At 67.7% G+C, this 11,571-nt stretch carries 11 protein-coding genes, 1 tRNA gene and 1 pseudogene; 3 read left to right on the top strand and 10 right to left on the bottom strand.

Annotated elements, in window-relative coordinates; all coding sequences use genetic code 11:
- From VE172_RS23915 to VE172_RS23930, 4 genes are all read right to left on the bottom strand, one after another.
- The coding region (locus tag VE172_RS23915) for a sigma factor (RefSeq protein WP_349258523.1) at positions 1–395 on the bottom strand (395 nt) is incomplete at its 3' end.
- Positions 383–712 carry a YciI family protein gene (locus VE172_RS23920; protein WP_324804524.1) on the bottom strand — a complete coding sequence of 110 codons (330 nt, stop codon included), beginning with the start codon at positions 710–712 and terminating at the stop codon, positions 383–385. The genes VE172_RS23920 and VE172_RS23915, both read right to left, overlap by 13 nt.
- Positions 709–1,227, bottom strand: coding sequence for an SRPBCC family protein (locus tag VE172_RS23925; RefSeq protein WP_324804525.1), 519 nt, complete (start codon positions 1,225–1,227; stop codon positions 709–711). Before VE172_RS23925 ends, VE172_RS23920 begins: the two co-directional genes overlap by 4 nt.
- A 248-nt stretch (positions 1,228–1,475) precedes the next feature.
- Complete coding sequence (locus tag VE172_RS23930; protein WP_324804526.1) at positions 1,476–2,468, bottom strand: endonuclease/exonuclease/phosphatase family protein; 993 nt, start codon at positions 2,466–2,468, stop codon at positions 1,476–1,478.
- A 169-nt stretch (positions 2,469–2,637) separates the two neighbouring features.
- Between VE172_RS23930 and VE172_RS23935 the strand changes: the two genes are divergently transcribed.
- From VE172_RS23935 to VE172_RS23945, 3 genes are all read left to right on the top strand, one after another.
- A complete protein-coding gene (locus tag VE172_RS23935) occupies positions 2,638–4,083 on the top strand; it encodes a basic amino acid/polyamine antiporter (RefSeq protein ID WP_324804527.1) in 1,446 nt (481 codons plus the stop codon).
- A 17-nt stretch (positions 4,084–4,100) separates the two neighbouring features.
- Complete coding sequence (locus tag VE172_RS23940) at positions 4,101–5,351, top strand: arginine deiminase (RefSeq protein ID WP_324804528.1); 1,251 nt, start codon at positions 4,101–4,103, stop codon at positions 5,349–5,351.
- A 102-nt stretch (positions 5,352–5,453) separates the two neighbouring features.
- The gene (locus VE172_RS23945; protein WP_324804529.1) at positions 5,454–6,467 is read left to right on the top strand and encodes a serine hydrolase; all 1,014 of its coding nucleotides are present in this window, start codon (positions 5,454–5,456) and stop codon (positions 6,465–6,467) included.
- Positions 6,468–6,506: 39 nt separating this feature from the next.
- Here VE172_RS23945 and VE172_RS23950 read toward each other — a convergent pair whose 3' ends face one another.
- The 6 genes and pseudogenes from VE172_RS23950 to VE172_RS23975 form a co-directional block, all read right to left on the bottom strand.
- Positions 6,507–7,052 (bottom strand): hypothetical protein, encoded by a 546-nt coding sequence (locus tag VE172_RS23950; RefSeq protein ID WP_324804530.1) that lies wholly within the window; start codon positions 7,050–7,052, stop codon positions 6,507–6,509.
- Complete coding sequence (locus VE172_RS23955) at positions 7,045–7,608, bottom strand: hypothetical protein (RefSeq protein WP_324804531.1); 564 nt, start codon at positions 7,606–7,608, stop codon at positions 7,045–7,047. The genes VE172_RS23950 and VE172_RS23955 overlap by 8 nt, the downstream gene beginning before the upstream one ends.
- 33 nt (positions 7,609–7,641) lie before the next feature.
- Entirely contained in the window at positions 7,642–9,168 is a 1,527-nt protein-coding gene (locus VE172_RS23960; RefSeq protein ID WP_324804532.1) for a hypothetical protein, read from the bottom strand.
- Between the two features lie 434 nt (positions 9,169–9,602).
- Positions 9,603–9,678, bottom strand: a tRNA-Trp gene (locus VE172_RS23965).
- Between the two features lie 143 nt (positions 9,679–9,821).
- The gene (locus VE172_RS23970) at positions 9,822–11,378 is read right to left on the bottom strand and encodes a hypothetical protein (protein ID WP_324804533.1); all 1,557 of its coding nucleotides are present in this window, start codon (positions 11,376–11,378) and stop codon (positions 9,822–9,824) included.
- Positions 11,379–11,389: 11 nt separating this feature from the next.
- A pseudogene (locus VE172_RS23975) lies at positions 11,390–11,571 on the bottom strand (hypothetical protein); the annotation flags it as partial.

Raw genomic sequence — 11,571 nt, forward strand, 5'->3', positions numbered from 1 at the left:
AGAATGCCGCGCAGCGCCAGGGGGACCCGCGCGTTCATCGGCAGCGCGGGGTGGCAGCAGGTGAAGATCAGCCGCAGCCGGTCGTCGTCGGGGTCCTCGAGATCGGGCGCGGGGGCCCCGGGTTCGGGCATGGTGGCGACCATCTCCAGTTTGGACTGTTCGGTGGCGTTGCGGCGCAACCGATCCAGGGCCCGATTCCGGGCGGTGGTGGTGAGCCACGCCCCGGGTCTGCGCGGCACGCCGTCGCGCGGCCAGCGCTCCAGGGCCCGGGCGAAGGCGTCGGCGGCGCACTCCTCCGCCAGGTCCCAGTCGCCGGTCAGGCGGATCACGGTGGCCACCACCTGCGCCCATTCCTCGGCGTACGCGGCGGCCACCGCCTCCCTCACTCCGTCCAGAACGGCCTCACCTCGATGACGCCGCCCCGGGCCATCGGGTGCTTCGCGGCGACCTCGATCGCCTCGTCCAGATCGGCGCATTCCAGGATGTCGATGCCCGCCATCAGGTCCTTGGTCTCGATGTACGGCCCGTCCGTCACCAACAGCTCGCCCCCGCGCACGCGCACCTGGGTGGCGTCGGCGTCGGGACTGATCCGATCCCCCATCACACGGGCACCCCGACCATCCATCTCGGACACCCACTCGTCGATGTCCATGCCCCCGCCATCGCTGTCGACGGGCTCCGTCGACACGCACACCAGCATCAGATATTTCATCGCGCGACCTCCTCGGCCTTGCCGCCTACCAGGGCCGCCAGTGTCTCACTCATATTGCGCCGCAGCTGCTCCAATCGCCGCCCCAGCACCCCGGGGTTCTCCCGCTCCCCCTCCCGCGCGCCGCTGTTGCCGGACCCGTGCTCGAAGCTCTGCCGGATCTCGGTCCTCCGCTCGCCCACCGGCACCAGCTCGTACCGCCAGATCGAGTGCGCCCGCTCCAGCTGTTCGCTGTCGTCCAGCACCGCCCACGCGAACCGCCGCGGCTCCTGCGCCTCGGTCACCACGCACACCACCTCGGCGGTGAACCCGTTGCCGTACTCGTTGCGCCCCATGAATCTGGCCCCGATCCGAGGCCCCGGCCGCTCCACGTCCAGCCAGGCCGCGGCGACGCACTCGGGGCTGGCCTCGGCGGCCCGAGACACGTCGGTCACCAACTCCCAGCACTCCCCCGGCGACAGGTCCACGGTCATCGAGATCTCGGTCTTCGCACCGGTCACGGCGTCGGTGATGGTCATGACGTTCTCCTTCGTTTCGTTGCCTACACCCCACCGACGAACGGGCACGACGGATTTCTACAACCGCCACGGGAAAGTTTTGGGGACGCTCGTGTCGCTCGGTCATCCCTGTCGAGCGACTGGCGGGTGTCGGCGGTGACCGACCTCGGCGAAACCCACGTTGGTGTCGACCACTTGATCCCACAGAGGGCGTGGCGATCCCGCGCGACGACTCTGGCGAGTTCGGTCGCGGGGGTCGGGGATGACGGTCACCGCTTGACGGTGATGGTGACCGGGATGTGGTCCGAAGTGGAGACGTGCTTCTTGGTCACGGCGCAGGAGATCGTGGCGCCCTTGTTGGTGAACAGGTAGTCGATCTTGCTGCCGCGGGTGCCGTCGGCGTTTTGGAAGGTGCCCGTGCCGTCGCGCTTGCCGCCGTAGTTGGCCTGGTCGCAGTCGGTGTAGGCGGCGTAGAGGGGCGCGACGGTGCTCTTGTCGCCGTAGCCGTGCTTGCCGTCGGGGGCGGCCTGGTTGAGGTCGCCGCCGAACAGGACCGTGTCGTAGGCGCCCGCCTCGGCGTAGGCGCGCAGGTCGGTGGCCTGGCCCTTTTGGGCGTTCCAGAAGGCGTCGGGGTGGTCGGCGTCGCCCGAGTCCTTGGGCGTCAGATGGGTGCCGCAGACGGTGGCGGCGAGGTCCTTGGCGTCGGCGCAGATCGCGGCCTGGCGGACGTTCCAGTGTTTCCAGCGGTCGCGGGCCATGGGTTGGTGCTTGTCGGGGAAGTAGCGGGTCTTGAAGGTGGCCGCGGACTTCACGCCGATCGCCACGCCGAATTCGCCGCGGGAGGCGTGGGTGTGGACGTCGGTGGCGCAGTGGCGGGGGGCGGGTTTGGCGGTGGGCTTTGAGCCGGTGCCCTGGTCCTTGATGGGGGCGAAGGAGAAGTGCCAGCCCTTGAGCGAGTCGGTCGAGGAGAGCTTGGTGATGTCGGCCGAGCACACCTCCTGGAGCAGTACCGCGTTGAGGCCGGGGTGGCGGTCCATGTGCCACTTGATGCCCGCGGCGACCTTGTTGGTCTGGCGCCCGTTCACGCAGGTGGAGTTGGCGGTGGGGTGCGTCGGCGGGGAGGTGTTGGCGCAGGTGTTCCAGGTCATCGCCGTGATGGTGGGGGCCGCGTCGGTGGTGGCGGCCAGGGCGATGGCGCCGCTGGTCAGGGCGAGCGCCGCGCCCGCGCCCATCGCGGCGTAGCGGAAGGTGGCTCGTTTCATGGGGGTCCTACTTCGGGGTGTGGATCTGTTGGGGCTCAGATGGTTAAACGTATAAGCAACGGCGTCCGGACGCAAGCCCCGACCGATGGGATCGAAGCGGGCTCGCCGCCCCGCCCGCGTTGGTAATGTGCGGACGAGACCGTTCGAACGGTCAGTGTGCGGGGATGTCATGCGGGATGACACGGGAACCACCACCACCGTCGGCCAGCCGCCCGCGGCGGTGAAGCTGTCGCTGATGACCCTGACGGCCATGGTCGTCGGATCGATGGTCGGCGCCGGGGTGTTCTCGCTGCCGCGGCGATTCGGCGAGGAGACCGGGGTCGCGGGTGCCCTGGTGGCGTGGGTGATCGCGGGTCTGGGCATGTTGATGCTGGCCTTCGTCTTCCAGAACCTCGCGGTGCGCAGGCCGCGGCTGGACGCGGGTGTGTACGCGTACGCGAAGGCGGGATTCGGCGAGTACCTGGGTTTCTTCTCCGCGTTCGGGTACTGGGCCAGCGCGTGCGTGGGCAACGTGACGTACTGGGTGCTGATCATGTCGACCCTGGGCGCGGTGTTCCCGCGGCTGGGGGCGGGGGACACCTGGCTGGCCGTGGGGCTGTCGTCGGTGGGGCTGTGGGGCTTCTTCCTGCTGGTGCGCCGCGGCGTCAAGGAGGCCACCACGATCAACCGCGTCGTGACCGTGGCGAAGGTCGTGCCGATCATCGTGTTCGTCATCCTGGCGCTGTTCTACTTCAAGCCGCACGTGTTCGCCGACAACTTCGCCGGTGCCGACTATTCGGGGTCGCTGTTCAGCCAGGTGCGGGGCACCATGCTGGTGACGGTGTTCGTGTTCCTCGGGGTGGAGGGCGCCAGCGTCTATTCGCGGCATGCCAAGCACCGCAAGGACGTCGGGCGCGCGACCGTGCTGGGGTTCGTCAGCGTGTTCGCGGTCTTCGCGTCGGTGACGATCGTGTCGTACGGGATCGTGCCGATGCGGCGGTTGTCGGAGCTGCGGCAGCCGTCGATGGCGGGCGTACTGGAGGAGGCGGTGGGCAACTGGGGCGAGGTGTTCGTCAGCGTCGGCCTGATCGTGTCGGTGCTGGGCGCGTACCTGGCGTGGACGCTGATGGCCGCCGAGGTGCTGTTCGTGGCCGCCAAGGACGACGACATGCCGCGGTTCCTGCGCCGCTCGAGCGCCAACGACGTTCCCGTGGCGGCGCTGCTGATGTCGACGGTGCTGGCGCAGATCGTGCTGCTGGTGACGCTGGCCTCGGAGGACGCGTTCAACTTCGCGCTGGATCTGACCAGCGCGCTGACGCTGATTCCGTTCCTGTTGGCGGCGGCGTACGCGTTGAAGATCGCCTGGCGGCCGGCTTCGGGCTCCGCGACGCGCAAGGAGCTGGTGGTCGCGGCGCTGGCGGTCGCCTACACCGCGTTCCTGCTGTTCGCGGCGGGGTTGAAGTTCGTGCTGGTGGCGTTCATCGTGTACGCGCCCGCCACGATCCTGTTCGCCATCGCCCGCAACGAGCAGGGGCGCCGGGTGTTCTCGCCCGGCGAGGTCGTCATCTTCGTCATCTCCGTCGCCGGCGCCGCGCTGGGCGTGCTGTCGCTGGCGCTCGGCTGGATCAGTCTGTGACCGCGAGGGGGTCCGTCATGTCCGCTCAGGCTTCCGCCGCCTACGGCGTCCATTCCGAGGTCGGCAAGCTGCGCAAGGTGCTGGTGTGCGCGCCGGGGCTGGCGCACTATCGGTTGACGCCCACCAACGCCGCCGACCTGCTGTTCGACGACGTCATGTGGGTGGAGAACGCCCAAAGCGACCACGCCGCGTTCGTCACCGAGCTGCGTGGCCGCGGCGTCGAGGTGGTGGAGCTGCACGACCTGCTCACCGAGACCATGAACGACCCGAAGGCGCGCTCCTGGCTGTTGGATCGCAAGATCACCCCCAACGAGGTGGGGCTGGGCCTGGTGGACGTCACGCGGGAGTTTCTCGAGCGGATCCCGCCCCGCCAGTTGACGGACTACCTGATCGGCGGATTGTCCACAAGAGATCTCCCCGATCGCAGCCGCCCCGAGTATCTGGCCCTGGCCCGCGAGGGCACGGGCATCCGCGAGTACCTGATGCCGCCGCTGCCCAACACGCTTTACACCCGCGACACCACCTGCTGGCTGTATTCGGGCCTCACCCTCAATCCGCTGTACTGGCCCGCGCGCCGCCACGAGACCCTGCTCATGAAGGCGATCTACCTGTTCCATCCCGACTTCGTCGGCGCCACCGTGTGGTGGGGCGACCCCGAGCTCGACTGGGGCCAGGCCACCTTCGAGGGCGGCGACATCATGCCGGTGGGCAACAGGATCGTCCTGATGGGAATGAGCGAACGCACCTCGCGCCAGGCCATCACGCAGGTGGCGGCGGCGCTGTTCGCCTCGGGCGCGGCGGAGCGGGTGATCGTGGCGGGCATGCCGAAGCTGCGTTCGGCGATGCACCTGGACACGGTGTTCACGTTCGTCGACCGCGACGTGGTCACGGCGTATCCGCCCATCATGGACGCCGTGCACGCGATCTCCCTGCGCCCCGACGACGTCACGGGCGTTCACGTCACCGACGAGGGCGACCGCCGCTTCACCGAGGTGGTCGCCGAGGCGCTGGACGTGGGGCGGCTGCGCGTCATCGAGACCGGCGGCGACCCGTACACCAGCGAGCGCCAGCAGTGGGACAGCGGCAACAACGCCGTCGCGCTGGAGCCCGGGGTGGTGTTCACCTACGACCGCAACACGCACACCAACGCGCTGCTGCGCCAGGCGGGCGTCGAGGTGTTGACGATCGTCGGCGCGGAGCTCGGCCGGGGCCGCGGCGGCGGCCACTGCATGACCTGCCCGATCGTTCGCGACGCCGTCGACTACTGATGTGACCCACGTCTCGCAGTCAACCTGGCGGGGTTCCGAAACGGTCTTACTAGACGAAACCCCTTCATGCGTGACTTTGAGGAGAACCCCCCTATGCCTTCTATGAAGCGCAGGACGGCGCTGAAATTCGGGCTCGGTGCCGGAGCGGTGGCCACCGCCGGCGCCGGCGTCGGTGCCGCCTACGCCGATGGCGCCGACTCCCCCGACATCGCCGACGCCAAGCAGGCCGCCAAGCAGATCGCGAGGATCTTCGATCGCGAGACCTCGGCGGCCGGGGGCACCTGGCACGCGCACATCACCGTCGCCGACACCGACGGCAGCCTCGTCACCGCCGTCGACCAGGACTCGGCGACCACGGTGGAGGCGATGAGCACCAACAAGCTGCCCGTCGCGGTGCAGGTGATGACCAAGGTGGACGGCGGGAAGGTCGCGCTGTCCGACAAGATGAAGGTCGAAGACCCGTACATCGTGTGGGACGGCGACGGCCTCATCCCGTTCGACGGCAGCTATCCCAGCGAGATCATCCTCGGGCACACCATGTCGCTCATGCTGAGCATCTCCGAGGACTCCTCCTCGCGCCTGTGCGCGCAGGTCTCCACGGCCGACGAGATCAACAAGTACCTCACCTCGCTGGGCTACACCTCGACCCAGCTGGAGCCGGTCCCCGACACCCCCCGCTGGTACCTCGGCACCACCTCGGCCAAGGAGATGCACGACTTCTGGCAGCGGCTGATCTCGGGCAAGCTGCTGTCCGCGAAGTCCAGCGAATACCTGCTGAAGATCCTGCGCTGCGCCGAGGCGTTCCACGAGGGGATCCGCCACCAGCTGCCGACCCCCAAGCGCTCCCAGATCGCCACGAAGGCGGGGTGGGGCGACCAGTGGCGCAACGAGGCGGGCGTCATCTACAACGCCGCGGGCGTCCCGATCATCGGCTACGCCATGTACGCGTCGTCCGAGGACAACCAGGACGACTTCTCGGTCAACCACCCGCTGATCGCGGCCCGCTCGAAGATGGGGCGCCGCTTCTACGACATCGCCCAGCGCCTGGACTCCACCGCCAAGGTGAAGCTGAAGTCCACCGACGTCCAGAAGAAGTACCACCCCGGACGGGGCTAGGCGGCCGGGGCCCGCACGGCGACCCGTGCGGGCCCCGGTTCAGCGGCGTACCTCGTGTTTCAGCGGCGGTGCGCCGAAACTGCCGAGGTACTTGGCCTTCACCTCGTGCTCGTTGACCCGGTGGGCGTGCTCGGCTACGGCGATCGCGGAGTTGACCTCCCGGAGGAACTCCCCCGCCTTCAGGCGTTCCAACGACCCCGGGCGGATTCGCACCCGCCAGGCCCGCAGCCCGACCGTCTCGACGCGCACGACGCCCTTGACCGATTCGCCCCAGCTCTTGAGGTCGCGCAGCTCTTCGTGCATGCGGCGGCGAGACGCGTCCCAATGCGGACCCTCGGCCGTGGACAGATGGGTCTTCTCCCTGATCAGTGCGCGGCGGCCCTGGTCGACGCCCGCCATGACGCGCTCGATGGCCGTGCTCACCTGGCTCGCCAGGGACTCGACGTCGCGGTACTGCGCGTAACCGTCCGGGCTCGCGAAGGAAACGGTGGGCAGGCCCCGGCCGCGCAGCATCGCACGGATGCGCTTGTCCGGCGACTGCGCACGCACGGTCATGTCGTTGATCATGTCCCCGATGTCACTCATGGGTGGATCCTTTGCTTTTCAGTGGGGAGGGCTTGCACCAGCTACCGACCTTGGTGGTCACCTTGAGGGTGATCTGCCTTCCGTCCCAAGCGGACGGTCCCTTGACCTCGCCGCCCCGTGGATAGTCGATCCGCTTTCCGTCGCCGGGATCGCGGGGAAGCATCAGCGCCACGGTCAGCGGCGCGTAATCCTTGGTGAAGTCCTTGCCGAGTTGATCGGTGACGTTCTTTCCCTTGATGTAGAAGCGATAGGTCACCTCGGTGTCCACCGCGGCCAGATCGCCGGTATCGGTGAGCGTGGCCTCGAAGATCACCGGCCCGGTGTCGACCCGCTTCTTGTCGTATTCGGCGCGGGCGGCGCTCACCTCGATGCCGTCCTTGGCCGGGGCTTTCGCCCACGAGTCGCACCCCTCGGGAACCCCCTTCGCGTGCGAACCCGACGGGCTCGACGACGCGTCAGTGACGTGGCCCTTCGACGTGCAACCCGCCGCGACCAGCACCACGGTGAGCGCACCGATGCCCCACCGCCACGTGGTTCGTTTCGGGTGTCGGCGCATCGGTGTCCTCCTTTGTCCATGCCGGTTCGGCGATTACAGCAGGTCCTTATAGGTCTGATCGATCTTGCCGGCCGCCGTCTTGTCGTGGTGTGCGAAGGACACCGCCGCCGCCGTGAGTCCCTTGCCCGCGTCCCGCATGTTCGCCTCGGTGGAGCTGAGCATCTGCCGGAACACCGTGTACAGCGCGCTCCATGCCGGATATACGGCGCCGGACCCGGTCTCGGTGTAGTCCCGCTGCCGGGTACTGACCGCGGAGGTGCGGGTGAAGCCCTTTTCCACTCCGTCGCTGGCGTCCGAGATCGTCAGGGCCCCGTAGTTGTTGGCCAGGTCCGGCAGGTACACCTGCCCCACCTTGAACAGCTCGTTGAGGTCGCCACTGAACTGCTCGCCGGTGGCGGGGGCGGCGCCCATGTTGTCGCTGTTGGAGATGTCGGAGTACGAGTCGCTCGAATCGATGCTGGCGACGCCGGGCTTCTTCAGAGCGAAGAACGACTCCCATTGGGTCAGTTGAAGGTCGTTGCCGAAGGTGAGATAGATCGTCGCCCCGCCGGTCGACTTGTCCTCCACCTTCGTCTTGTAGTCGCTGAGGGTCTTCTTCAGGATCTGTTCGGTGTTGTCGACCTCGCCGAGGTATGTCTGGATGCGCAGCACGAAGTTGGCGTATATCTCCGAGGCGCTGTGTCCCTCCAGCTTGATCTCGTTGCTCAGGGACTCCTTGTGTTTGGGGCTTTCGACGATGTTGGCGCCAATGGCCGCCCCGCCGGCCACGATCGTGGCGAGGGCCGTCACCGGATACGCCGGGGGGAAGAAGGTCGATATACCGGCCACCACCGTGGCCACACCGGACACGTCGCTGAGGATGGTCTTCCAGTCGGTGCTGTCACCCGAGGAGCCGTCACCTTGGAACGGGTAGACCTGGAACAGCTCGATCGCCTGGGCGAGCAGATCCTGGGTCTGCCAGCGCACGCCGTGGTAGGAGTCCTTACAGATGGTCAGGGACTGCTCCAGCACCTTGGCCGTCATGCACTGGCCAACCAGAATGGACGGTAGCCGGTCGATATAGGCGCCCTTGAAGACCTCGGCCATCCGGCCCTGCCACGGTTCGAGGAACTTGCTGGCCGCGCCGGCCTCGTTCCATTCGTTGCTTTCTTCGGAGAAGATCTGCTGGGCGCCGCTGGTGGGTGACTTGCCGCCGGAGGTGGACACGTTCACCTTGGTGAGGTCGTCGATCTCGTTTTCGGTGATGTTGCCCTTGGGCGTGAGATCGTCCTCGTACATCTTCATGAGGAAGCAGCCGTTGTCCAGTCCGTCGTAGCTGTACGACATGGCCTGGTCGAAATGTGGCTTGGAGTACTCGAACTGCGGGCGCTGGCCCTGCCAGGCCGAACCCTTGTACTTGTACCAGGTCTGTTTGTTCCAGGCGGCGCCCTCTAGTTGGATGTCGATGGTGTCGTCGCTGTTGTAGTTCGCGTGGCCAGGCGGCGGACCGGGCATGTTGCCGCCCTGGGTGAAATAGGTCTTGGCCTCGGCGGGCGATCCGCTGAAACCTACCTTCGCCACCCAATTCCATAGATCTGATTCGTCTTTGTAGACGGTATTATCTGGATTGTCCTGAATGTGGGCTGTCGTCACCAAATCAATAAGGTCATCTAGTTTGCCGCTGTAGTACTGGTTGTCCTTACCTTGGTCGTATGGTGCTGGTTCTGGGGGAATGTTCACGCGCGTCGGCCTTTCAAGATTTCCAAGGGGTTTGATATCGAGAGTAATAGATATCGACGGTTGCCGTCCACTTGAGATAATGGACACGTTATAACGCCATGCCATTCGACCAGGGGAGTCTCGGCGGCGCGGATCAGCATGGTGGCCATTTGGCTGAGACGAACGGGCGAGTGCGCCGAACGTCATGGCAATAGAACGAATACTAGGTATTTATGGAGTGGCATAACCCGGGCATGAAAAACGTCCGCCACCTCGTGGGTGACGGACGTTTCCGCTGGCAGGGGCGACAGGACTCGAACCTGCAACCCTCGGTTTTGGAGACCGATGCGCTTCCAATTGCGCCACGCCCCTGTGTCAACAGGCGGCTGCCAACGTCGAACATCATACGGTGACCGTCCCGGCCTCGCCAAGGGGGTATTGGGGTCGATCTTCGGTCGCCGCGCCGTCGGTGACGGCGATGACGTCCCACTTGTCAACCGTGCCGCGGCTGGGCCTCAGTCTCGGCGTCCGAGGTTGTGGCGGGTGAGGAACGGGCCCGGGTCCTGGTTGGTGGTGTCGGTGGTCCCGGGGCGGATGACGGGGCGGACGGTGTGGGGGGTCGTGTTCCACACGGGTTCGACGGTCTCCTCCTCGGTGGGTGGGGCGGGGGGTCGCGGCTGTTGGGCGGGGGCCGACAGGGCGCGGGAGTTGCGTATCACGGCGCGGTTGAGGCTGTCGGCGCCGCCGTGGGCGGCGCGCGGGGCGCGGGTGAACTCGGGGCGCGTCACCTCGGCGCTGGCCCTGTTCGCACGGATCACCCGTCCCGCGGGCGGGGTGGAGCGCGGCGGAGCGGCGCGGACGCCAGGTCGGGACTCGTTGGTGCCGAATGGTTCTGACGACAGCGGCCGGGTGCGGGTGGTGGGTTCTTCGGGTCGCGGGGTGGCGCGTGGGGGGCGGGCGAGCGGGTTGGCGGGGCGAGTGGGCCGCACGACGGGTCGTTGGGGGCGGCCGAAGGCGTTGATGGCCTTGCCCGCGCGCTCGCCGATGACGGGGCGGGTGACGCCCGCCGCCCTCGGGGCCAAAGCGGGAGTGCGGGGCGCGATCGCGGGCGTGGTGGTGCCACGGGCACCGATCACGGGCGGGACCACGGGCAAGGGCGGGGTGAACACGCCGCCCGCACCGAGACCGCTGGGGACGGTCGGGGCGGCGGGGGCGGGTGCCATCGTGACGGGGCCCTGGAGGCTCGGGGTGGAGCCGAGGTCAGGACGGTGCGGCAGGGGCGGTGTGTCTACCGTGGACGCGTCGGGGGTGGTGTCGTGGGGCCGCAGCGAGGGGCCCGGGGTCGTGTGGTGTCCGCTGCCCGCGGGGCCCGCGTCGCCGCCCGCGCCGCCGTGGCGACCCGTGTTGCCGCGCGGGGTCCGAGGCCCGTCGTATATGTCGGGCGCCCCCAGGGAAGCGGCCTGCCTCAGGTATTCGTCGGTGTTGGATTGCATGTAGTCGCGGGCGTCGGTGTCGTAGCGGTCCCCGATCGCGGTGGTGACCCGTGCGGGGTCGGGGTCCCACAACCCGCCCGTGCCGAACTCCGCCGCCAGCTGAGGGTCCGTCGGATTCTGGCGCGCCAACTTCAGCCACTCGTCCCGATCGTCACGCAACTGCGACAAGCGGGCGTGGGTGCGCCGCACCTGCGCCGACAGGACACTGAACGTCTCAGGCTGCGCGTCCAACTGGTCGCGCCCCGCGCCACTGGTGTCGTGCAGCTTGACGACCCGATCGATGGCCGCCCGCGCCGAGGCCCCCTCAAACGCCGCACCCGCGCCCGCCACCAGGTCGGCGATCCCGCCCTTGGCCTCACGCCGCTTCCCGTCCACGCTCAGCGCCTTCGACACCTGTTCAAGGTCTTCCTGGCTGATATGGCGATGCGCCCGCCGCAACCGTTCCAGCGCGGCATTGACCGCGGCGACCAGGTCCCGCGACGCGTCGGCCTGTTCATCGATTTCGCACGCGTGCGCATAGTCGGCGGCGGCGATGACGTGAATATCGTCGAGGCTCAACGAATCGTAGTGAGTGGACATCGCGTTTTCCTTTACTGCCAGGGGTTATCGACAACACCGAACGGCTTGTCGGACGACGAGTGCACCGACGCGTTGATGCGGGCGAGGTCCGCGGCGGTGATGGAGTCCTGCGAACCCATCTCGTCGAGAACACCGCGCACGGTGTCTGCCAGACAACGCGCCCCCTCCTCCAGGCTGCGCACGAAGTTCAGGG

The sequence above is a fragment of the Stackebrandtia sp. genome (assembly GCF_035643755.1).
Lineage (GTDB): Bacteria > Actinomycetota > Actinomycetes > Mycobacteriales > Micromonosporaceae > Stackebrandtia.